This window comes from uncultured Rikenella sp., assembly GCF_948810725.1.
GTDB lineage: Bacteria > Bacteroidota > Bacteroidia > Bacteroidales > Rikenellaceae > Rikenella.
The window spans coordinates 1-23525 of record NZ_CAQIVA010000012.1 but is presented as its reverse complement, the minus strand read 5'-3'; the positions used below and the strand labels follow the sequence as shown (position 1 = coordinate 23525).

Genomic DNA, 23525 nt, shown 5'->3' with positions numbered 1-23525 from the left:
TTCATAAGAAAGCGGACAGAAAAACAAAAAAAAAAAAACAGCTCATTTATTTTTAAATAAATTACACTCGAACGGTCAAAAACCGTTATATTTGTCAGTCACTTGACGAATATAACGCCACTAACCTTTTTCAAATACTCATGCGCCTGAACGCACTACTCCCCCGGAGCCACCGTCTGTACGTCGGTCTGAACATCGTGGGATTCGCTTTCGCCTTGACCACCGTCCTGTTCATCGGCATGTACGCCGCCCGCGAACTGACCATGAACATGTTCCACCAGGACGCCGACCGGATCTACAAAATCAGCGGCTGGGGCTGTCCCTACCCGCTGGCCCCGGTGATCGAAGCCGGCGTGCCCGACTTCGAAGCCATCGGCAATGTAGGTCGGGGCCCGTATCTGGAGATCAGACGGCCCGAAGCCGCCGAAGGCGTCGTCACCAACGACGGCAGCCTTCAGGTCGATCCGGCCTTTTTCCGCGTCTTCTCGTTCCGCATCGTCCGGGGCGACCGCGAGAACCCCCTGCCGGACGTCAATTCGGTCGTCCTGACCGAATCGATGGCCAAAGCCCTCTTCGGCAACGAAGATCCGATCGGGCAGAACCTCGTCATCCAGAGCCGGCCGGACTGGGTGGTGACCGCCGTGACCGAAGACATCCCCATCAACTCTTCGATCCGGTACTCCGTCGTGCTGCCCCTGAACCCGAAGCAGGCCCTCTATAACGGCACGACGTTAGGAGAGTCCTGGGACCGTTGGCAATACGAAATCTTCGGCAAAGTGCGCCCCGGAGCAGACATCGACGCCGTCAATGCAAAGATGCAGGAGGTGGTCGAAAAGAACGGCAACCTCGGCTATGAGGTCGAACGCGTCGTCTGCTACCCCCTGTCGGACGTCTACTTCAACTACGCCGACCTCTTCACCGCATTCAAAGGCGGCAACCACAAACAGGTCGTGGCGATGATCTGGGTCGGCATCATCATCCTGCTGCTCGGGATCGTCAACTTCTTCAACCTCTCGACCGCCCAGGGCACCTTGCGGGCCAAGGAGATCGGTCTGCGGAAAGTGAACGGCGCGACACGCGGACACCTCATCCTGCGCTCGCTCGCCGAGTCGATCTTCATGACCTTCATCGCACTCGCGCTGGCCATCGTGCTGGTCGACCTGCTGCTGCCCTTCTTCAACGGCATCGTCGGCTTCCCGTACCCCCTCATCCTGATGAACCAGTGGTGGCAGTGGGCCATCCTTCTCGGGCTGACCTTCGGAGTGGGCATCATTGCCGGGAGCTATCCGGCCTTCTACCTCAGCTCGCTCGACCCGATCGACGCCCTCTACACCCACCGCGCCGGGCGCGGCAACGGCATGCTGCTCTTCCGGAAGACCCTGATCGTCGTCCAGCTCATCGCCTCGATCGGCGTCATCGTCTCCACCCTGGTCATCTACGGCCAGCTGCGACACCTCCAGACCAAAGACCTCGGCTTCGACAAAGAGCAGATCGTCCTCATCAACATGGACATGAGCATCTACGAACACCGGCAGGCCTTCTTCTCCGAGCTGCGCCAGCTGCCGTTCGTCCAGAGCATCAGCCTGACCCAGGGCATCGTCGGAAACTACGACAGCGGCGGCCCGCTCGAAGCCCGCTATCAGGAAGAGAAGAAAAAGATCTGGAGCAAGTTCATCATCGCCGACAGCGCCTTTTTCACCACCTTCGGCATCGACATGGCACAGGGCAATCCGAAGTTCCGGGACGGCGTGGAGGGGATCGTGCTGAACGAATCGGCCATGAACGCTTTCCAGGTGGACGACTACGAACAGCTCCGCATCCAGGACGAGTCGGGCGACGACCCGAGCATCCCGACCACGAAAGTAGACGGCGTCTGCCGCAACTTCCACTTCAAGCCGCTCAAACAGGGGATCGAACCCCTCGCCATCTACATCCAGCCGATCGAGGGAGGCCTCATCAACGTGCGCGTCGAAGCTTCGTCGGTGAGCGACATCCGGCACGTTTTCAACGAAATCGAAGCCATCTACCGGAAATTCAACGCCGCAGACCCGCTGTACATCCGGCTGCTGGACGAAATGCTGGCCCAGATCTACATCTCGGAGACTCGTTTCCTGATACTTTTCACCCTCTTCTCCGTGCTGGCCATCCTGATCTCCTGCTTCGGTCTCTTCGGCCTCATCGTCTTCTCGAACGCCCGGCGACGCAAAGAGATCGGCATCCGGAAAGTACAGGGCGCCACGATCCTGGAAGTCGTATTCATGCTCATCCGCAGCTACCTGATCTACGTCGGAATCGCCTTCGTCGTAGCCGTTCCGCTGGCGTGGTACCTCATGCGCGACTGGCTGAGCAACTACCCCTACCGGATTACGCTCCACCCCGGTTACTTCCTCATCGGCGGCGCAGTGGTGCTGTTCGTCGTGGTGCTGACCGTCGGCATCCAGAGCTGGATCGCCGCCCGCGCCAATCCGGTTCGCTCCCTGCGATCCGAATAAGCGCACACACGCCCTCGGGCTGTAAAAACCGACGAAAATCGTTGTAAAATCAAGACCGAGGGATTAATTTTGCGTGATTTTTAAAACCACAAACCAACTATCATGAAAAGAATCCTGACCATTCTTTCCGTCATCGCGCTGGCCGCAGTCGGCACCGCTCAGGCTCAATTCAAACTCAATAAAGCCATCGGCGCCGGGATGAAAGCCGTTCAGGCCGCTACCCTGACCGACGAACAAGTAGAAAGCTACGTCAAAGAGTACATCGACTGGCTGGACGCCCACAACCCCGTTTGCGAAGGCGACGACCCGTTCGCCGTCCGACTGGCCAAAATCACCGAAAAGATCAACATCGAAGGGCTCAACATCAAGGCCTATCGGGTTCGCGACGTGAACGCTTTCGCCTGCGCCGACGGCAGCATCCGGGTTTTCGCCGGCCTGATGCAGATCATGACCGACGAAGAGATTCTGGGCGTCATCGGCCACGAAATCGGCCACGTGATGAACAAAGACAGCAAGAACGCATTCCGGACGGCACTGTTAGCCTCGGCCCTGCGCGACGGGATCAGCTCGGCGGGGGGTACGGCGGCCAAGCTCTCCGACTCTCAGCTCGGCGACCTCGGCGAAGCGGTGACCCAGTCCAAATTCTCGCAGAAGCAGGAGTACGCCGCTGACGAATACGGGTACAACTTCCTGAAAGAGCACGGCGAAAACCCGTGGGCCATGGCGCTCTCGTTCGAAAAGTTGCAGAAGATGCAAGAAGAGATGGGCGCCGACAAGACCAACAAGGTTCAGCAGCTCTTCTCGACCCATCCGGAGTTGAACAACCGCATCAAACGGATGACCGAAAAGGCGACGACGGACGGTTTCGAACGTCCCGAGATGGTCGCTCCGGAAGTGTTGATGGCCGAAGAATAACATTTCAAACCGTGTCGTACCGTTTTTTATTGAGTGCGACACGGTTTCGTTTTTTTCTTCGGGAAAGTTTCTTATCTTTGCACCCGAAAAGGCCACAATAGCTCAGTCGGTAGAGCATTTCATTCGTAACGAAAAGGTCGCCAGTTCGAGCCTGGCTTGTGGCTCACGCTTCGTGCGGAGGGATTTGTCGGGGGGGATGAACTTATAAGGATGACAGCGCGCATGCTGTCATCCTTTTTTGTGCGCACCGGTCTTGCGGCAACTTCATCATTGCCGTTCTGCTCCCGCATTTTCAGGCGGCGGGAAGCATCCGCTCTACATATTGTTTAAACACTTTGAATATCCGCCCCGGGCTACCGCACCCATACGGAGGGTGCACTGCGACTCGTCGGTCACGAGGGTTCTGTCTGGTCGGCTGCAACCAACGGGACGAACGGCGTCTTTTTACGTTGTGTGGTGAATGCGGTTCACCCCAACTATTCGAGTCTCCGTGCCTACAGTTTTCAGTTGCGTTGCCTCTCGGAATAAACGGACGCACAGCGTCTTTTAATGCCAGCCTCTACCCCAAAACGGGCCACCCTACCTTTTTTAATTTGACTTTGGCAGCCGGACGCCCGGGAGGTATCGCAATTTTCGACGCGGAGCGGCGTGTTGCGGGCCTCCCGTGGGGAGGCGTCCGGCCCGCGCGACCCGTTGGGTCGCAGGAGCACGGCCCATTCGTTCTAAGCAAGACAACAGTTCGCCGCCAGCGGTGAGTGCAACGAGCTCCGACGAGTTGCAGTCCGCCGCGCGGGGTGGCGGCGAACTGCGCGACCCTACGGGTCGCAAAAGCTCGGCCCAAAGCCCGGCCAAAAGCAAGACCCAACTCACCGCCCAAATTTCAGCCCCATGCTCGGCTCAGCGCGGTGCGAAAACCTGTTACGGTTTTCGCGCCCGAAGAATAGTCGCAGCCTGAAGCTCGCCCCAGTTCTCCGCCCCGTGTCAGCCTCACTGCGGCTCCGCTTGCGCTCCGCCGCGTTTTCGCGCGCCTTGCGCGATTCACCTATATTCGGCTACCGCCAAAATAGCTGAATCGCTCCTTTAGGCGGGGCGCGCGGCTTTGGCTACGGGAGGAGACTGCGCTCGGGCCGCGCGGGCCCCACGTCCCGTGGACAGGAAATGCTGGCGCATTTCAACTGACAGCCTCTACCCCCGTTCTTCGTCCGCGCGCTGGCGGCATCCGGTTAGTAAGGCAAAGACAACCCTAACAAAACGCCCAACGGGCGCACGGGCGGGACAGAGCAATAGTGCATATCGCTAAGACAACCTCTACCCTAACTTACTCAAGCATCCCCAGGCCAGCCACAGCACCCCGCAAAAAATTCCGGTCGCCCTGTAAAACAGAACGGCCGGAACCCCTTATACGTAATCACTGCGCAATCTACCGCACGATCGTCATCTCGTCGATCAACCGCCGGCAACCCGCATACTTATCGATCAGGAACAACACATACCGGATATCCACCGCAATCGTCCGCTGCACCTCCGGTTCGAACGCGATATCGCCGCTCATCGCCTCCCAGTTGCCGTCGAACGCCAGCCCCAACAGGCGACCCTCCGCATCCAGCACCGGACTCCCCGAGTTACCCCCCGTGATATCGTTGTTCGTCAGAAAACAAGTCGGCACCTCGCCATCCACCGCATACGGCCCGAAATCCTTCGCTTTGTAAAGTTCCTTGAGCCGCTCCGGCACGATGAAATCCGGATTCTTCGGATCCTCCTTCGCCATCACCCCGCCCAGCGTCGTGAAGTAGTTATAGAACACCGCATCCGCCGCCCAATACGGCAGCACCTGCCCGTAAGTCAGCCGCAACGTGAAATTGGCATCCGGCGCATACGCCCGCTCCGGATTCATCTCCAGCAGCCCAGCCACCCACAGCCGATGTCCCTCGGCAAAGAGCTCGGCCGCCGGTTTCAACGCCCCATCCGCCAACTCCTTGCTCTTCGTCGCGATCGAAGCCGCCGCCACGACCGCCGGATCCGCCGCCCATTGCGCCCGGTCGAAATTCGCCAACGCCCCGTAGAACCGCGCCGTATCCGTCAGCAGCGAACCCTCCGACAACCGAGCCGCATAAGCCGCCACATCCGGCCGCACCGCAGCGAAGAACGACGGCTCGTCCGCCGCCGCCACACTGTCCGCGAAGATCTGCAACATCCGCCGCGTCACCTTACGGTCGGTCGCCGGGCTGTAGTTTTTGAAGAACGCCTCGCCCGCCCGACGGATCGCCTCCGCCGCCTTTTTGTCATCCTTCTGCCCTTCGAGAATCCCGTTCACCGCCGTCCCCAGCGTAAAGCTCTCCACCCCCGTCCGCAACGCCTCGTTCATAAACTGCTGGATCCGCGCCGCCTCGCGCCGCAACCGCACCGCGCTGTCGATCAGCGGCAACGCCCGGCCGTATGCAGCCTGCCGTTCCGGCGCCGCATTCACCCACGCCGTAAACTCAGCCTGCTGAGCCGCCTTTTTGCCCCGCACATCCAACTTGCGCAGCCCGCGGCTCATCCCGATCGAGTTTTTCCAGTAGTTCGACGATCCCGCATACTTGCTCGCATACTGAATCCGCACCTTCGGATCGGCCATCATATCCTCCCACAGCAACTTCTGGCGTTCGCCCCGGACGAAGATGCGGATCGGATTGTCCTGCTCCAGCACCTGGTCGATCTCATACGAAGTCATATAGCGATTCGTCCGCCCCGGGAACCCCATAATCATCGCATAATCCCCCTCTTTGTATCCCTTGAGCGAGATTTCGAGATGCTTCGGCGCCCGGTAAGGCACATTGTCTTTCGAGTACGCCGCCGGCTTGTTGTCCGGCGACGCATAGACGCGGAACAGCGAGAAATCCCCCGTATGCCGCGGCCACATCCAGTTGTCCGTATCGCCCCCGAACTTCCCGACCGACGACGGCGGCGCCCCCACCATCCGGACATCCGTAAAGCGCTCCGTCACGAACAACAGATACTGATTCCCGCCGAACATCGGCACCACCTGCGCGCCGCGAAAAGCATTGGCATCGCTATGGGCTTTGACGATCTTTTCCGACGCCTTTTTCACAGCCGCATTGCGCTGCGCCTCGGTCATCCCCGGCTTCACCCGGGCCAGCACCTCCGGCGTCACGTCTTTGATCTCGCGGATGAAGGTCACCGCCAGCCCCGGAGTCGACAGCTCCTCCTCCAAAGTTTGCGCCCAGAAGCCGTTCTTCAGGTAGTCGTGTTCCACCGTACTGTGCTGCTGGATCGACCCGTAGCCGCAGTGGTGGTTCGTGGCGATCAGCCCGTTGGGCGAGATGATCTCGCCCGTGCACCCGCCGCCGAAGATCACGATCGCATCCTTGAGCGACGTCCGGTTCAAGTCGTAAATGTCCCGCGCGTCGAGCCTGAGCCCCTTGGCCTTCATCTGTTCGATGTTCATCCGCTCGATGAAAGGCAAGAGCCACATCCCCTCGTCGGCCGCCGCCCCGAACGGCGCGCACAGAGCCGTCGCCGCAGCGACCAGCCCGATCAGTCGTTTTTTCATATCCTCGTTGTTTGTATGGTTTTATTCTCTCTTCCCGGATTGCCGGGAGTGTCAAATTTACGTATCTTTGTCTCACTAAAAAAATCGATTCGGATGAAATTACCGCAGACGGTAAATATTCTGCTGCTCGGCAGCGGGGGCCGGGAACACGCCTTTGCCTGGAAAATCGCGCAGAGTCCGCGGCTGGAAAAGCTCTTCATCGCGCCGGGGAACGCCGGGACGCGGTCGTGCGGGGTCAATGCCGACCTCGACCCGTCGAACTTTCCGGCCATCAAGCAGTTCGTGCTGAACAACTACATCAACCTCGTGGTGGTGGGTCCCGAACAGCCGTTGGTCGAGGGGGTGAAAGACTATTTCCTGAACGACTCCGAGATCCGGCACATCCCCGTGATCGGGCCGTCGCAGGAGGCGGCGCGGCTGGAGGGGAGCAAGGAGTATGCGAAGGCGTTTATGAGCCGGCACGGGGTGCCGACGGCGGCCTATTTTACCGTCACCCGGGACAATGTCGAAGAGGGATGCGCATTCCTCTCGGACAAGGTGCAGACGCCGTATGTCCTGAAAGCGGACGGTTTGGCGGCGGGGAAAGGGGTGTTGATTATCGACGACCTGGCGGAGGCGCAGGCGGAACTGCGGGCCATGCTGGAGGGCAAGTTCGGAGCGGCTTCGAAAAAGGTGGTCATCGAGGAATTTTTGTCGGGGATCGAAGTCTCGGTTTTCGTGGCTACGGACGGCAAGTCGTACAAGATTTTGCCGGAAGCGAAGGACTACAAGCGGATCGGCGAGGGGGATACGGGGCCCAATACGGGCGGGATGGGGGCTGTGTCGCCGGTACCGTTCGCCACTCCGGAGTTTATGGAGAAGGTGCGCACCCGGATCGTCGAACCGACGATTCGCGGGATTCGGGAGGAGGAGCTGGACTACACGGGCTTTATCTTCATCGGCCTGATGAACTGCGGGGGCGAGCCGAAGGTGATCGAATACAACGTCCGGATGGGCGACCCGGAGACGGAGGTGGTTTTGCCGCGCATTACGTCGGACATCATCGACCTGTTCGAGGGGATTGCACACGGCACGCTGGAGGAGAAGACGATCACGGTGACGCCTCGGACGGCGGCGACGGTGGTTTGCGTGTCGGGGGGCTACCCGGGGGGATACGCCAAGGGGCTTCCGATTCAGGGTTTGCCGACCGCTGCTGCGGGTGAATTGGGCGTGGAGGCGGAGGACGAGACGATCGTTTTCCATGCCGGAACGGCTCTCAAGGGGGGCGAAACGGTGACGGCGGGGGGACGGGTGCTGGCGGTGACTTCGCTGGGGGATTCGATTCCTGCGGCGACGGAACGGTCTTACGGCACGATCGAGGGGATTACATACGAGGGTAAATATTGTCGTCGCGACATCGGCCGCGATCTATTATAAAACCATTCGGCTCTGAGGTATCTACCCGCAGGGAACTGTCGCTTTCTTGAAAGAAAGCGACGCAAAGAACTTTCATGATAGCTACGCTATGCCTTAGGCTCCGCAGTCCTCAGTCTTTGCGATTGCTTTTGGGTCGGGGTTCTCCGGGGCGCGTGGGGTAAATACTCGCATATCGCGCCCCGAAAGAATCCCCGGCCCAAAGAAGAGTCCGAGAGTTGGCCATCGGCAGCGGGAGGATGCGCAAGCATCCGTCTGAAGTTTTTTTTGTTCTTTTTGTTCACAACCGACGCTGCCAGCGAGGGCAATGCAAACATAGTTTGCAAATTGCCGAGCGGCGAGGAGGAAAACGAGCGCAGCGAAGTTAAAAAGAACAGTACCCTCCCGGGCAAATCCACAAGAGCGAATGAATTTAAAGATCAGAAGATGAGTTTCGACCTCACCCGTCAGAATCTGTTCAAGACCTTTTTGTATTTTTTGCTCTTGATCGTCATCTTCTGGGGAGTCGAATTGTTTCATCCCGAGCACTATCGCCAGATAGGAGCTCCATACGCCAGCGGGACATCCAGCCCGGCCGCCGGGACACCCTTGGGAGTGCTGATCGACAGTTTTCTGATTCGAATTCCCGCCTTGGGCGTCCTGTTTTCTTCGATCCTCGTCTTCATCAACTCCTTTTTCGTCACCCGGATCGTCATTCGGAACGTCATTTTTCTGGAGCGCACCTACATGCCCTCCATCATCTACCTCCTGATCAGCTCCGGATACTACAACAACTACCTCACCTTCCGGCCGCTGCTCGCCGCATTTTTGCTGCTGCTCGCCTGCGAGATCATCTTCCGGAGCTACAACTACAAACCGCTGAGCACCGGCGCCTATATGACCGTCGGTTTCATCTTCGGCACCGCCGGCGCCATCTACGCACCCGCCTTGTTGCTCGTCGTGCTGATACCCGTCGGCCTGACCATCTTCCGCCTGTTCGACCTCCGCGAGTGGGTCGCCGCTTTCGGCGGTTGGCTGATTCCCCTCTTTTTGAGCGCCTACGGCGTATGGCTTGCCGGAGGCGACTTTCTGAGCATTCTGCCCGCCTGTCGCGACGCCTTACTCACCCCGCAGCCGCTTCCCGCCATCGAATACTTCAGCAGTTTCGAATGGACATTTATCGGTTGCGTCGTTATTCTGTTCATCCTGTCGCTCATCACCTTTTTCGGGCGGAGCCGCAGCTACAAACTCAAGCCGTTCAAGGCCTACATTTTTTTCATCTGGATGCTGCTGGCGAATCTGCTCTCGCTGGCGGCCATGCCGAGCCGGTCGCTCTACCAGCTGCCGATCGTCGCCATTCCGTTGGCGGTGATTATTCCGACCTATTTCAACAGCCGGAAGCCCAACTTTCTCACTAACTTTCTGTACGTCTTGATGATGGGTTGCGCCATCGTCATTCATCTGTTACCTTTTTTCCTTTGAGTTCTCCCCGCCACGCCTGCCTCATTTGAAATTCCACCTCCGCCCCGGGCTACCGCCATCGGGATACAGGTGCCTTGGGCGGCATCGGTCGCTACGGCTACAGTTGGTCGTCCACAACAGGCAGTCTCTACGGTCAGGACTTGAATTTCAATGCGCAGGGCCTCAGCACCAGCTACTCTGACAGTCGTGGCCATGGTCTTCAGTTGCGTTGCCTCTCGGAATAAACGGGCGAAGAGAGCTTTCGACGGAACCGATTGGGGACTTAGAACCCGGGCTTGGGCCCGACTTGCCTATTCAGATTTTGCGAATCATGCGACCCGCCCCGGGCTTCCGCAGTTCCAGCTCGGGCTCGCTGAGCAGCGTCGGTTTCAGCGGATACAACTGGACTTCCACAATCAGCGGGACACAAGGAATGTATTTGAACTTTGGTGCAACGTGGCTTTATCCGCGTACGGCAGTCTACCGCGCTCCCGGTTTTCAGTTGCGTTGCCTCTCGGAATAAACGGGGGCGCGTGCTCGCGAGGGCAAAGGGTTGGAGTTACCCTATTTGCGTTTTGAGTGCATCCCTGCGGTTCGAAGAACCGCCCGGGCCGAAGCCTCCCCCAGCGGAGGCCCGCAACTAACGTTGCTGTGGGCCCCGCAGGCTTCGACCCAACAAAGCAATACCCTCTTCACTCTCAATTGAAGCGAGTCGGACGCCCGAGAGACCCGCGCGACCCAAAGGGTCGCAAAAGCCCAGCATTTTTCTGTCGGATTCATTCTTGAGGTTCGGCCTGCGCGCTCCGGGGGTGGGCCAAAGGCCCAGCGCGCAGGCCCGGCGACCCTAAAGGGTCGCAAAAGCAACAACCTATTCACCGCCCTAGGCTACCATGTTCGGCCTGGCGCCCATTCGTTCTGGGCGCACCCCCACGCGCCGCTAAAGCGTCGCTGCGCCCGAGGACGGCAATTCTCTGGAATCGCGCTATTCGCTCTCTGCCTATAGCTGTTCGCCGCCAGCGGTGAGTGCAACGAGCTCCGACGAGTTGCAGTCCGCCGCGTGGGGTGGCGGCGAACTGCGCGGCTCAAAGAGCCGCAGAAGCTCAGCCAACAGTTCAACCCAAAGCAAAGCCCAACCCACTGCCCCATGCTCGGCCCAGCGCGACGCGAAAACCAGTTACGGTTTTCGCGCCCGAAGAACAAGCACAGCCCAAAACTCGTCCCAGTTCTCTGCCCCGTGTCAGCCTCACTGCGGCTCCGCTGTCGCTCCGCCGGTGCCGCTCAGCACTCGAAAGATGGGCGAATCTACTCATAAACGTCGCCCGCGGCAATTCTTGCCGGATTGGCCGAGTGCCAACCGGCAGAATATGCCATCTTAGGCGGGCGGGCGACGAAGTTTTCGTGAGTGAGCAAGTTTTCTCGCGCGCCTTGGGAAATCTTGTCAAAACGCGCAAGCGCATTTTGACGATTTCCTTATTTAGGCGGCGGCGCGCGATCGAGCTTTGACCCGCCTAAAACTGGCCTCGGGCCGCGCGGGCCCCACGTCCCGTGGACGGGCGAAACTGCGTTTCGCTGTGGCAGCCTCCGCCCAGTCCTGCTCCCCCGTGCGCCTAACAAACAAGCCCTTACTGTTATCCTCCACTCAACACCTTTCGCAACAAAAAAGGGTTTCTCTCGAATGAGAGAAACCCTTAACTATCCTATGCGAGTAAGTCTTAGAATTTTGAGTCGAAACCCGCTTAACTAAGCCTACTTCCACACAGCTACAACAGGCCCGATAAAAAGCTACCGTCCCTGCTGAGCCTTGTCTTTTTCCTTTGCCGCCGCATAGCTGATCGAAAGCGCATTAGCCCGCCGCAACTCCTGTTTGATATCCGTCACCAGCCCCATCTTGGTCGTGGCGTCGATCTTCAGGCTGACGGTCATATCCGGCCGTTCGTTTTCTTTCAGTTTGTCGCGTTCGGCAGCAATGAACTCGGTGATGTTGGTCAGCGAGCTGTACGCTCCGTTGAGCTGGATACGCGGCGCCGTCCCGAGTTGCTGAACGAACTCTTTCTTGGGCGGCCCCACATAGATGTAGCTGACCAAAGATTTTTTTTCGAGTTTCTGTGCTTCGCTCGCCTTCGGAGAGTCGATCTGCACCTTCAGTTCCACCTCGCGCATCGTCGTGGTGGCCATGAAGAAGAACAGGATCATGAAGACAATGTCCGGCAACGAAGAGGTAGAAATCCCCGGAGTACCTTTTCCTCCGCCCTTTCTTTGAATGATTGCCATAATTATTTTCCTCCTGTCAGGTTACGCGGTTCGGCTTCCGAGATTTTGACCGGAATCGCCTTGTTAATCGCCTTCTGCTGTTCAGAGCTCAGGTCGGAATACGGCCTCCCGAACGATTTTTGCGCCAGGTCGTTCTTCGCTTCGTTATAGGCCTTGGTCAGTTCGTTCTGCACCTTGAGGTACATTTCGTAACTGGTACCGCGGTCGTTCTGGAGCGAGATCAGCCCTTTGCTCACCGGATAGCTGCCGAGCAGCGGGATTTCGGTCATCTCCTTCTCCGGCATGGTGGGATCGTTGGTCGGGTTGGTGATAAAGGTTTTCGCCTTTTCGCTCAGCCCCGATATATCCATCCGTTGTCCCGCCACCAGGAGCTGGTTATTGCCGCTGACGAACACCTGGAGCACATTCCGCTCGTGGGCGTCCATCCCCGGGTCGTTGTCCTGTTCGACCAGGGGGGGCAATTTCCGGGAGATCCCCGAATCGACGTTCATCGAAGTCGTCATCAGCCAGAAGATGAGCAACAGGAACGCGATGTCGGCCATAGATCCGGAATTGATTTCTGGAACTTTTCTTTTCGCCATCTTCGTGAGCGGTTATTTTTTGATGAGTTTGTAGACTTCACCGAAGAGGATGCTGAGGATCACCCCGATGAAGGCGATGTAAGTGGCATAGAGCGCCGTATCGCTGAACTTGAGTTCGAACGAGTCGTCCATCGTCTTGCCGCTGGCGAGCCGGATCGGTTCGTCGCTCGCCAGAGCGTACGACACGAGGAGCACGACCACCAGCACACCCAGTCCGATCAACGAGCGGGTCGCGCTCTTCGGATTCTGGAAGACGGCGAACAGCGGCATGATAATCACCAGCGCAATCGTGAGGAGCACCATCACCAAAGCCCAGATGAGCATCATGTTGAGCGTCACGCTCTCTTCGCCTTCGACGAAGGTCGCTGCCCCGACAACCACCAGAATGGCCGAAACGATCAGGAGGATGTATTTAATAATCGAAAGGTATTTCATAGTTTCGTTTGTGCCAAAAGCACGCCACGGTCGCTCCCGCAGTCCGCCCGGCCGGGAAGTTCACTCCCTCGCCGGTCGCCGCACGGAGCCGGAGCCGTGTATGCGCGGGTTATTTTTTCAGGTATTTGGTCAGGATGTCCACCAGCGAGATGGAAGCGTCTTCCATCGAGATCACGATGCTATCGATCTTAGCAACCAGATAGTTGTAGAAGAGCTGGAGGATCACAGCGGCGATAAGCCCGGCCACGGTGGTCAAAAGGGCGATTTTCATCCCCCCTGCAACCAGCGCCGGAGCGATATCCCCTGCCGCTTCGATGGCGTCGAACGCCGCGATCATACCGACCACAGTACCCATAAACCCGAGCATCGGCGACAGAGCGATGAAGAGCGAGATCCACGACATACCGCTTTCCAACTGCCCGGCCTGTACCGACCCGTAGGAAGCCACCGATTTTTCGACCACGTCGATCCCTTCGCTGGTCCGGTCGAGCCCCTGATAGAAGATCGAAGCCACCGGCCCGCGGGTATTGCGGCACACGCCCTTGGCAGCTTCGATACCGCCGTTATTCAAAGCATCTTCAACCTTTTCGAGGAGTTTTTTGGTATTTACGGTAGCGAGGTTCAGATAAATCACGCGTTCGATCACGATCGCCAGACCCAGCACCAAGCAGAGGAGGATCGGCGACATCCAGCCCACACCCCCTTCGATAAATTTCTGTTTCAGTGCCTGGTGCATCGGCTGCCCGCCCAAGTCTTCGCCGGCCACAGCGTCAGCAACGGCTTCTTCGGCCGGGGTGATTGCGTCGGTCTGTTCGGTCTGAGCCGCAGCGGTCGAGTCGGCAGCCTCTTGAGCGTACAGGTTCACGGTTCCGAAGGTCAGCAGACCTACCATGGACACGATTGTCAGAAGTTTTTTCATAGTGACGGTAATTTGATTAGTTGTTTTTTGTTTGTTTCGTTAGTTGTTCGTATGGTTTTCGCCCCGCAGTCGACGGGCGAAACGGTTCGGTTTCGAGTTCGGGAACGAGGCTCATGTTTTGAATCAACCGCCTCCTTATTTTACCGCTCCTGCCGTCCGGCATTGGAGTCCTCGAACGGGATTAACCGCGCGCTATGCAACTTGTCTTCTTTGTTTATGTCTCTCGTCAAGAGAAATTTTCGAACGCGGGATTAACTACACCTTGTTCCTCTCGCTTCCCGTCAATTGAAATTCCTGACCGGGATTAACTGCGCCGCTGCGCCGCTTGTTTTTCCCTTGCCTCCCGGCGGGCTCCCTGCAATCACCTCCCCCGAAAAACGCCCCCATGCCTGCATGTTTTGCACGGATGAATAGAAACTCTTCACCGAACAAGTTCGCTTCGATTTCCATTCATCCGTGCAACCCCGCTTTGCGGGAGCATCATTTTTCGGCTCGATTGCGGAGGAAAAGGGATTCGAACCCTTGATACCCTTTTGAGGTATACACACTTTCCAGGCGTGCTCCTTCGACCACTCGGACATTCCTCCCTTAAAAAATACAACCATCAAAAGACCGCATTACCGCGTGATCTCCAATGCGTTACAGCGCACCGAAGACCGACCGGCACGAGCCGGAATCGCGGGAAACGAGCCGTTTCAACGGGTTAAAGTTAGCATAAAAAATTTATTGTGTACCATCTCCCCGAAAAATTCCTCCATTTCGGCCCCTCCGTCAGACCGTCATTTCGCCCCGGATCGACATGCCGAGGTAGTTCACCAGCTGCCCTTTCGACAACCCGCGCCCCAAGAGATACATCAGCTTCGCCACCGCCGCCTCGGTCGTCATGTCGTGCCCGCTCACCACCCCCGCCTTCAGGAGCGCCCGCCCGGTGTCGTAGAGCTCCATATCCACGCTTCCCGCCGCACACTGCGTCACGTTGATCACCACGACGCCGCTGGCGACCGTTTCGGCCACCGTCTCGACGAACCACCCGTCTGTCGGGGCATTGCCCGCCCCGTAAGTCTCCAGCACGACGCCCCGCAGCCCCTCGACACGCAGCATGGCCCGGAAAATCTCAGGCCTCAACCCCGGAAAAATCCGCACCACGGCCACCCGCGTCTCCAATGCCGTATCGACTTTGAGCGACGGCAGAAAGCTGTCGACTTTCCGTATATACGGTTCGTTGTATTTGATCGCAATCCCGGCCTCGGCCAGCGGGGGATAGTTCGGGCTTCGGAAGGCGTTGAAGTGTTCCGCGTTGTATTTGATCGTGCGGTTGGCCCGCAGCAGGCTGTTCTGAAAGTAGATGCAGACCTCGGGCACCGCCCCCGAGGCAGCGATTTCGATGGCCGAGACGAGGTTTTCGCGTCCGTCTGTCCGCAACACGCCGATCGGGATCTGGCTTCCGGTAAAGATGATCGGTTTGGCCAGATTCTCCATCATGAAGCTGAGCGCCGAAGCGGTATACGCCATCGTATCCGTCCCGTGCAGGACGACGAATCCGTCGTAGCCGTCATAAGCGTCCCGAATCGTGACCGCGAGGCGTTCCCATTCGACGGGACTGACATTCGAGGAGTCGATCACGGGATCGAAAGCGACGGTGTCAATGCGTATCCTGAATTTGCGCAATTCGGGCACTTCGTTCCCGATTTGGGTGAAATCGAACGGGGCGAGGGATCCGGTTTCGGGATTGGTTTTCATCCCGATCGTCCCGCCGGTGTATATGAGAAGTATCGACCTGTCCATAGATTATGTGCAAAGCTAACATTTTTATTTCGTACCGCGCATCCTCTCCGCCTCCGATCGTGCGCCTGTCGCAGCGCCCCGCCCCGGGCTACCGCGGAGCTGGTTTTGCCGGACGGTTGGGGACTCTGCATGGCGTCGGGGGCGAAGGCTCCGTTTGGTCTTCTTCATCTTATGAGACAAACAGCATCTACTTGCGTTTTTTCATGACAGAAGTCCAACCCGATATCGCCTACCTGCGCGGCCACGGTCTTCAGTTGCGTTGCCTCTCGGAATAAACGGGCACGCGGGCCCGCGGTGGGCAATGGGCTGGAGCTACCCTAATTTAGATACCTCTACATGGCTCCATTTATGAGGCCGGACGGCCTGTTCATCTTTCGTTTAAGCGGGTCGAAGCCTGCGGGTGCACTCAACGAGCATCGCGAGTTGCGGGCCTCCCGCGGGGGGAGGCTATCGGCCCGCGCGGCTCTGCGAGCCGCAGAAACTCAACCAACAAATCAGCCCAAACCACGACCAAAGGTTCAGCCCAATTCTGTCGGTTTCGGGCTGCGCGCTTCGGGGGTGGGCCGAACGGCCCAGCGCACAGGCCCGGCGCCCCTAAAGGGTCGCGACAGTTTCACCCAAACCACCGCCCATTTATCACCACATTCTTTCGGATTCGGCCTGTCGCCCACCCCCCGAAGCCGCTACGCGGCTTGGGCGACGAGGCCGGCGGTTCGGAGAACCGCAAAAGCTCGGCCCATTCGTCCTCGGTTTTAGCGGTTCGCCGCCAGCGGTGAGTGCAACGAGCTCCGTCGAGTTGCAGTCCGCCGCGTGGGGTGGCGGCGAACTGCGCGACTCTGCGAGTCGCAGAAGCTCAGCCCAGTTCTCTGCCCCGTGTCAGCCTCACTGCGGCTCCGCTTTCGCTCCGCCGCTGCCGTCGCCCGCGGCAATTCTTGCCGGATTGGCCGAATGCCAACCGGCAGAATATGCCTTTTAAGCGGGCGGGCGACGGATTTTTGCGCGCAGTTCTTTATTCGCGCGCCTTAGAAAACGCGTCAGCGCATTTTGACGATTTCCCTCTTTAGGCGTGGCGCGCGTATGTCCTACGGGAAAGTACTGCGCTCGGGCCCCGCGTGCCCGCGGTGGGCAATGGGCCGCCTCGACCCAATCCTTTGTCCCGCCTCGAACTGTTCTTTTTCTTCAGAAAAAGAACCAAAAAGACTTCCGACGGATGCTGACGCATCCTCAAGCTGCCGGCGGCCCTAACCAATGCGAAAACCTCGCCCCTGCCCGCACACCTTAAAAACACACAAAAAGAACGGGTTGCGCCTCGCACCGAGACCCAACCCGTTCCAAATAGATGATTTCGTAAGCCTGACGAACGCCCTACTTCTTGAAATAGCGGTTGTACAACCCCTCGAAGCCCTTGCCGTGCCGAGCCTCGTCCTTGCACATCTCGTGCACCGTGTCGTGGATCGCATCCAGCCCCAGCTCCTTCGCCCGCGTCGCGATGCGTTTTTTGTCTTCGCACGCCCCGGCTTCAGCCTCCATGCGAGCTTTCACATTGGTCTTCGTATCCCAGACCACCTCGCCCAGCAGTTCGCAGAACTTCGCCGCGTGTTCGGCCTCTTCCCACGCATAGCGTTTGAAAGCCTCCGCAATCTCCGGATACCCCTCGCGATCCGCCTGCCGGCTCATCGCCAGATACATCCCCACCTCCGTGCACTCGCCCGTGAAGTGCGCCTTCAGCCCGTCGAGCACCTCCGCATCGACCCCTTTGGCCACCCCGATCACATGCTCGTCCACAAAAGTCAGCCCTCCGGCCTGTTCCACATACTCCTTGAATTTGCTCTTCGGCTGTTTGCACTGCGGGCAGAATTCCGGTGCTTCGTCCCCTTCATGAATGTAGCCGCACACCGTACAAATGAATTTCTTTTTCATACTGAATCGTTTTGTTTGTTTGGTTTGGAAATGGTTATTAATTGTTCTGAGAATTTTTCTTTTCGCACTCCCGGCAAACCCCTCGACAGTAGAGCTGCACCGCCTCGATCCGATGCCCCTCCGCCACCGGCAGCCGCGGCACCTCGTCGAGCAAGAAATCGTACACCCCCCCGCAAGCCGTACAATACAGGTGCCCGTGCACCGACATATCCCCGTCGAACCGCGAACACCCCGGTTCGATCGTGAGGTGCGCCGCCGCACCCCGCTCCACCAGCAGGTTGAGCGTATTGTAGACCGTCGTTTTCGACAGCGTCGGCATCTGCGGCGCCAACGCCCCGTAGACCTCCTCCGCCGTCGGATGCGTGCGATGCTTCAGGAGGTAGTCCATCACCGCCACCCGCTGCACCGAAGGCCTCACCCCGCATCGGCGCAACACCGTCGCCGCATCTGCATCGAGTCGTTTCATAATTTGTAATAATTACAAATCCATAACGAGTACAAAGTAAAATTATTTTGTCGAGTCCTCCAAATTTTCTTTCGCTTTTCCTCCGAAATAATTATCTTTATTTTTACCATTCTTTCTCAACAAAAGAGACACCATTCTCCTAACGAAAGGCTAAGACAAAACACATTAAAGCGACATAATTATTATCGAATAATTTTAAAAATAAAATAATTCGTCCGAAATTAGGAATATTCGATTATGATGTTTATGTTTGAAGTGCGGTTTGATTTTAAATCGAGCAGTAAAACTATTTTTTCACTTTTTAAATTCATGTTACCATGAAGAAATTAACTAAAATCTTGTTGGCCGCCGGCGGCGCAGCCCTGATTGGCGGCGGCGCCGTGATGACCTACCTCAAAGCGCAGACCCAACAGCCGGAGATGTCCGATCTGACCCTCCAGAACCTCGAAGCGATGGCCACCATCGACGTGCCAGACATGAACTGGGCAAATGGCCCCAGCAGTAATGTATCCTGTTCTCGTTGCGGCTCGGTACATGTGCATTGTAAAGCAAGCAAAAACACTCGATGTTTACAAACATCTTGTTTGTAATCCATTTCCAGAAAAGGCGGCCCTCGAAAGCCGTCTTTTCCACCCATCATTCAATCTCTCATGAAACTGCAAATTTTTACGCTGGCCTTTTTATCTTTAGCTTCGTGTCAGAAAAGCACTCCTGCCTCTCCGGAATCATCGTTTCCCCTATCCGTCGTCGACTGGCAGGCCGAAAATTTCGGACAACTTTCCGATATCCTCGAATACACCGAGTGTATCGAACTGGAGAATACACCCGAAGCCGCCTTTTCTACCATCGACTGCATCGTTTGTCAGGACGACCGCTATTTCATTTTCGACAAATACGGCTCGAACAAACTGCTGATGTTTGACGACCGGGGCCGTTTCGTCCGGCAAATCAGCCGACCGGGCCACGGCCCCGGCGAATATGTCCGCCTCGAATCCTTTTCGATTCGGAACGATACCGTTTTCGCTCTGGACGCCAACGGGCAGAAGATTTTGGTCTACGACATCGACGGCCAACATCTCCGTGATATCCGCATTGCCGACCTCGATTTTCCCGATGCGTTGGCATGGCTTTCCGACGGCTTTTTGTTTTACCGAGGTCTGTATGACGAAGAATCAGCCGAGGATGTAGTGGCCCTTTTTCGCACGGACAGCCAGGCCGGTTCTGTGGAACCCTATTTCGGGTACAACGAACAATCGTCCCGCGTCAGCTTCGGCCAGCCATTGACAGAGTCCGACTCTTCAATCGTTTTTACTCGTTATCTGAACGACACCGTCGTCCTGTTCGACCGTTCGGGACAGATTGTTAAAGGTATCTGTTTCGATTTCGGCACACGGCGTATTCCTGATTCCCGGCGCGGCCATATCACAGTACGAGAACTGACCGATTCCCATTGCGCCTTTCTCGCTTCGGCTCCGGTTCCCGCCAGCTCGAAACTCTGCGGGGTCGTCTGCGAAGCCGGCGAACGCATGGTTTTCGCCTACGATTCCCTGACGAAGCGTACCTACATCGACCGGACGGGGCGAACGATACCCGCCCTGCCCTCCAACTTCGCGGCACAAGATTCGACGGGCCTTGTCTCCTGGCTGAATTACGATGTCAAGGATCATTTTCTCTCCTCTTTGGGGGAAGAGCGAATCCGGGAACTGTTGCCCCGCATGGAAGAGGGAAGTGTTTATCTGCTGTTATACCGATGGAAATGAAAATCTCAACTATCGCTTTCTATCTATGCCTTATTCTCGGCTTGTGCTCTTGTGGTAACAGCCGAAAAAAAGACGCTGTCCTTTTGGCCGAGTTGACCCGTTCGGAACTTATTTTGCCCCCTGCTCCTATAACGAATCAGCCGCGCATCCTCGTGTACGTCGGCGAGGGAGAGTGCGGCGTCTGTTCGCTCAGACTACCGGAGTGGTATGCAAAAATCAACGAATTGCGCCAAACGGGTATCGACTCCGTACAGGTTCTTTTCGTGGTCGAAGAACGAGAGATGCCCCGTATGGAAGCTGCCGTAGCAGAATCTCATATCGCGCGCATCCGAGAGATTGTCGCCATTCGACCGGACAGTTCCAGATTATTCTTAAGCACCAATCCCATACCGTCTGATTACCGTTTCCACACCTTTTTGTTGGACAAGGATAATAGAGTCGTGCTCGTCGGCTCGCCGATCGGGAACCCCAAGATGTGGGAACTTTATAAAAGCACCATCGCCCGCCTCGCCGCCCATGGCGGCACCCTCCCCGACGAACAATAGCCCCGCACACCTCCGCCCCCCTCCGTCGCCGCCCGCTCCCCCGCCGGCGGCGACAGTCTTTTTTAACCCCCGCCACCGTTTCGCCACCCCAAAATTTGTGTAATACGAAAAAGGAAAATATCTTTGTTAGCAGAAAAACAACGCCCGGAGCCGCCGTGGACGGAGGCATCCTCTCCCAGACCACCGGCGGTTCTCCTTTCCCGCACCCAACGCGACACACGACTCGGCTTACAAAATACAAATCATTCAAAACAACCAAACCTATGAGTAAACTCTGGAGCTCCTCCATCGGGAAGAAACTCGTAATGAGCCTCTCGGGCCTGTTCCTGCTCGTCTTCCTGCTCGTCCACCTCGTGGCCAACCTCTTCTTCTACGGAGGGGAAGACGCCTACAACGCCATGTGCGAATTCATGGACACCAACCCCGTGATTCAGGTCATGGTACCCGTGCTCGCCGCCGGCTTCGTGATCCACATCGCGTGGGCCACCGCCATCACCCTGAAGAACCAGACCGCACGGCCCGTGAAGTACAAAGTACAAGACCTCAGCGCCTCCTCGACCTGGGAATCGCGGAACATGTACGTCCTCGGGATCATCATCCTCGGCGTGCTCGCCTGGCACCTCACCGACTTCTGGAGCCACATGCAGCTCCAACACTTCATCGGCGGCGAAGCCGTGAACAACCCGTACGAGCTGCTCATCCAGACCTTCGCCAACCCGATCATCTCGATCCTCTATATGGTTTGGATCATCGCCCTGTGGTTCCACCTGCGCCACGGCTTCTGGAGCGCCTTCCAGACCGTCGGACTCAACAACCAGGTCTGGATCCGTCGTTGGCAATGCGCAGCCCGGCTCTACGCCTTGATCGTAGCCGTCGGCTTCATCTCGATTCCGATCGCCGTGCTGATCCTCGCCATCTTCGGCAAATAGACCACCCGGGAAACTCCTATTTTCAGAACCCAATCATTCCGAAAAGCACATGAGCAACAAACTCGACTCAAAAATCCCCGAAGGGCCGTTGGCCCAGAAGTGGAGCAAACATAAAGCAGACATCAAAGTCGTCAGCCCGGCCAACAAACGCAAACTGGACGTGATCGTCGTCGGAACCGGCCTCGCCGGGGCATCGGCCGCCGCATCGCTCGGCGAGCTGGGCTACAATGTCAAAGTCTTCTGCATCAGCGACTCGCCGCGACGGGCACACTCCATTGCCGCACAAGGGGGGATCAACGCAGCCAAGAACTACCAGAACGACAACGACTCGGTCTACCGCCTCTTCTACGACACGATTAAGGGGGGGGACTATCGTGCCCGCGAAGCCAACGTTTATCGGCTGGCCGAGGTGGCCAACTCGATCATCGACCAGTGCGTGGCACAGGGGGTTCCGTTTGCGCGCGACTACGGCGGACTGTTAGACAACCGCTCGTTCGGGGGGGCGCAGGTTTCCAGAACCTTCTACGCGCGCGGTCAAACCGGGCAGCAGTTGTTGTTGGGGGCCTATGCAGCCTTGAACCGGCAGATACAGAAAGGCTCGGTGAAGTCATACCCGCGGCATGAGATGCTCGACGTCGTGCTGATCGACGGCAAAGCGCGCGGGATCATCACCCGGAACCTCGTGACCGGCCAGATCGAACGCCACGGAGCGCACGCCGTGCTGATCTGCTCGGGAGGGTACGGCAACGTCTTCTTCCTCTCGACCAACGCCATGAACTCCAACGGGTCTGCGGCTTGGCAGTGTTATAAGAAAGGGGCGATGTTCGCCAACCCGTGTTTTACGCAGATCCACCCGACCTGTATCCCGAAACACGGCGAACAGCAGTCGAAACTGACCTTGATGTCGGAATCGCTGCGGAACGACGGCCGGATCTGGGTGCCGAAGAAGAAAGAAGACGTCGAAGCGGTACGTTCGGGCGCCAAGAAACCGTCACAGATTCCGGAAGAGGATCGCGACTACTACCTGGAACGCCGCTATCCGGCTTTCGGGAACCTCGTGCCGCGCGACGTAGCATCGCGGGCAGCCAAAGAGCGGTGCGACGCCGGATTCGGGGTCAATGAGACGGGTCTCGCCGTCTTCCTCGACTTCTCGACCGCTATCAACCGCTTGGGCAAAGAGGTCATCGCACAACGCTACGGCAACCTGTTCCAGATGTACGAAAAGATCGTCGACGTGAATCCGTACGAGGAGCCGATGATGATCTACCCGGCCGTGCATTATACGATGGGGGGGATTTGGGTCGACTACAACCTGATGACCACCGTTCCGGGCTTGTATGCCTTGGGCGAAGCCAACTTCTCGGATCACGGCGCCAACCGTCTGGGGGCTTCCGCGCTGATGCAGGGCTTGGCAGACGGCTACTTCGTCATTCCGTACACCTTGGGCGACTATCTCTCGCACGACATCCAAACCCCCAAGATCGACACCAACCACCCGGCTTTCGCCGAAGCGGAACAAGCGATCTGGGACAAGATCAACAAACTGTTCTCGATCAACGGGAAACGCTCCGTAGACGACCTGCACAAGGAGCTCGGGAACATCATGTGGGAATATGTCGGCATGGGTCGTACCAAAGAGAGCCTCGAAAAGGCGATCACGGCGATCCAGGCGCTCCGGAAGGAATTCTGGTCGAATGTCCGCGTGCCGGGCAAAGAGGGCGAATTCAATCAGGAGATCGAAAAGGCGCTCCGCGTGGCGGACTTCATGGAGATGGGCGAACTCATGGCGCGCGACGCCTTGAACCGCAACGAATCCTGCGGCGGCCACTTCCGCGAAGAGTTCCAAACGCCGGAGGGCGAGGCGCTGCGCGACGACGACCACTATGCTTATGTGGCGGTCTGGGAATACAAGGGCCCGGACGCGGAACCGGAACTCCACAAAGAAAAACTGGTCTTCGAAACGGTTCACCTCGCTCAACGTAACTACAAAGACTAACCACACTGTTTTACCCATCTTAAAATCGTTCTTTCTGTCCCTGACTGGAGGGTACTGTTCTTTTTGTGAACAAAAAGAACCAAAAAAACTTCAGAGCGCATCCCT

19 protein-coding genes and 2 tRNA genes are annotated in these 23525 nt (G+C 57.5%); 12 read left to right on the top strand and 9 right to left on the bottom strand.

What is annotated here, in order from left to right; all coding sequences use genetic code 11:
* Nucleotides 1–140 precede the first annotated feature (140 nt).
* The 3 genes from Q9S52_RS05670 (at nt 141) to Q9S52_RS05660 (ending at nt 3571) form a co-directional block, all read left to right on the top strand.
* A complete protein-coding gene (locus Q9S52_RS05670) occupies nt 141–2492 on the top strand; it encodes an FtsX-like permease family protein (RefSeq protein WP_304708447.1) in 2352 nt (783 codons plus the stop codon).
* A 102-nt stretch (nt 2493–2594) separates the two neighbouring features.
* Nucleotides 2595–3407 (top strand): M48 family metallopeptidase, encoded by an 813-nt coding sequence (locus Q9S52_RS05665; RefSeq protein WP_297625329.1) that lies wholly within the window; start codon nt 2595–2597, stop codon nt 3405–3407.
* 91 nt (nt 3408–3498) lie between these two features.
* Nucleotides 3499–3571 (top strand) — tRNA-Thr (locus Q9S52_RS05660).
* A 1256-nt stretch (nt 3572–4827) separates the two neighbouring features.
* On the opposite strand, the gene Q9S52_RS05655 is transcribed toward Q9S52_RS05660, so the two are convergent.
* Nucleotides 4828–6960 (bottom strand): S46 family peptidase, encoded by a 2133-nt coding sequence (locus Q9S52_RS05655; protein WP_304708446.1) that lies wholly within the window; start codon nt 6958–6960, stop codon nt 4828–4830.
* A 93-nt stretch (nt 6961–7053) separates the two neighbouring features.
* Between Q9S52_RS05655 and purD the strand changes: the two genes are divergently transcribed.
* The 3 genes from purD (at nt 7054) to Q9S52_RS05640 (ending at nt 10058) form a co-directional block, all read left to right on the top strand.
* Nucleotides 7054–8376, top strand: a complete 1323-nt coding sequence (gene purD / locus Q9S52_RS05650) for a phosphoribosylamine--glycine ligase (RefSeq protein ID WP_304708445.1) — start codon at nt 7054–7056, stop codon at nt 8374–8376.
* A 423-nt stretch (nt 8377–8799) separates the two neighbouring features.
* Nucleotides 8800–9834, top strand: coding sequence for a hypothetical protein (locus Q9S52_RS05645; RefSeq protein ID WP_304708444.1), 1035 nt, complete (start codon nt 8800–8802; stop codon nt 9832–9834).
* Nucleotides 9835–9908: 74 nt separating this feature from the next.
* Nucleotides 9909–10058: a hypothetical protein gene (locus Q9S52_RS05640; RefSeq protein WP_294594324.1), complete on the top strand. Its 150-nt coding sequence runs from the start codon at nt 9909–9911 to the stop codon at nt 10056–10058.
* A 1537-nt stretch (nt 10059–11595) separates the two neighbouring features.
* Here the strand turns inward: Q9S52_RS05640 and Q9S52_RS05635 are convergent.
* From Q9S52_RS05635 to Q9S52_RS05610, 6 genes are all read right to left on the bottom strand, one after another.
* On the bottom strand, nt 11596–12084 hold the full coding sequence (locus tag Q9S52_RS05635) for a biopolymer transporter ExbD (protein ID WP_294594408.1): 489 nt from the start codon (nt 12082–12084) through the stop codon (nt 11596–11598).
* A 2-nt stretch (nt 12085–12086) separates the two neighbouring features.
* Nucleotides 12087–12665: a biopolymer transporter ExbD gene (locus Q9S52_RS05630; RefSeq protein ID WP_304708443.1), complete on the bottom strand. Its 579-nt coding sequence runs from the start codon at nt 12663–12665 to the stop codon at nt 12087–12089.
* 12 nt (nt 12666–12677) lie between these two features.
* On the bottom strand, nt 12678–13100 hold the full coding sequence (locus Q9S52_RS05625) for a hypothetical protein (RefSeq protein ID WP_294594404.1): 423 nt from the start codon (nt 13098–13100) through the stop codon (nt 12678–12680).
* A 109-nt stretch (nt 13101–13209) separates the two neighbouring features.
* Nucleotides 13210–14019, bottom strand: a complete 810-nt coding sequence (locus Q9S52_RS05620) for a MotA/TolQ/ExbB proton channel family protein (protein ID WP_304708442.1) — start codon at nt 14017–14019, stop codon at nt 13210–13212.
* Between the two features lie 499 nt (nt 14020–14518).
* Nucleotides 14519–14606, bottom strand: a tRNA-Ser gene (locus tag Q9S52_RS05615).
* Between the two features lie 184 nt (nt 14607–14790).
* Complete coding sequence (locus tag Q9S52_RS05610; RefSeq protein ID WP_304708441.1) at nt 14791–15804, bottom strand: asparaginase; 1014 nt, start codon at nt 15802–15804, stop codon at nt 14791–14793.
* A gap of 5 nt (nt 15805–15809) precedes the next feature.
* On the opposite strand from Q9S52_RS05610, the gene Q9S52_RS05605 reads away from it, so the two are divergent.
* The gene (locus tag Q9S52_RS05605; RefSeq protein WP_304708440.1) at nt 15810–16079 is read left to right on the top strand and encodes a hypothetical protein; all 270 of its coding nucleotides are present in this window, start codon (nt 15810–15812) and stop codon (nt 16077–16079) included.
* A gap of 1090 nt (nt 16080–17169) precedes the next feature.
* Here Q9S52_RS05605 and Q9S52_RS05600 read toward each other — a convergent pair.
* Nucleotides 17170–17724: an NADH peroxidase gene (locus Q9S52_RS05600; RefSeq protein WP_297625359.1), complete on the bottom strand. Its 555-nt coding sequence runs from the start codon at nt 17722–17724 to the stop codon at nt 17170–17172.
* Nucleotides 17725–17761: 37 nt separating this feature from the next.
* Nucleotides 17762–18190 (bottom strand): Fur family transcriptional regulator, encoded by a 429-nt coding sequence (locus tag Q9S52_RS05595; protein WP_304708439.1) that lies wholly within the window; start codon nt 18188–18190, stop codon nt 17762–17764.
* Nucleotides 18191–18507: 317 nt separating this feature from the next.
* Here Q9S52_RS05595 and Q9S52_RS05590 point away from each other — a divergent pair, with 317 nt between their 5' ends.
* The 5 genes from Q9S52_RS05590 to Q9S52_RS05570 all read left to right on the top strand — a co-directional run bounded on the left by Q9S52_RS05590 (nt 18508) and on the right by Q9S52_RS05570 (nt 23420).
* Entirely contained in the window at nt 18508–18780 is a 273-nt protein-coding gene (locus Q9S52_RS05590; RefSeq protein WP_300730565.1) for an NVEALA domain-containing protein, read from the top strand.
* Nucleotides 18781–18840: 60 nt separating this feature from the next.
* A complete protein-coding gene (locus Q9S52_RS05585) occupies nt 18841–19950 on the top strand; it encodes a 6-bladed beta-propeller (protein WP_304708438.1) in 1110 nt (369 codons plus the stop codon).
* 83 nt (nt 19951–20033) lie between these two features.
* Nucleotides 20034–20495, top strand: a complete 462-nt coding sequence (locus Q9S52_RS05580) for a hypothetical protein (RefSeq protein ID WP_304708437.1) — start codon at nt 20034–20036, stop codon at nt 20493–20495.
* A 263-nt stretch (nt 20496–20758) separates the two neighbouring features.
* A complete protein-coding gene (locus Q9S52_RS05575) occupies nt 20759–21424 on the top strand; it encodes a succinate dehydrogenase cytochrome b subunit (RefSeq protein ID WP_304708436.1) in 666 nt (221 codons plus the stop codon).
* A gap of 49 nt (nt 21425–21473) precedes the next feature.
* Complete coding sequence (locus Q9S52_RS05570) at nt 21474–23420, top strand: fumarate reductase/succinate dehydrogenase flavoprotein subunit (RefSeq protein WP_304708435.1); 1947 nt, start codon at nt 21474–21476, stop codon at nt 23418–23420.
* Nucleotides 23421–23525: the final 105 nt, after the last annotated feature.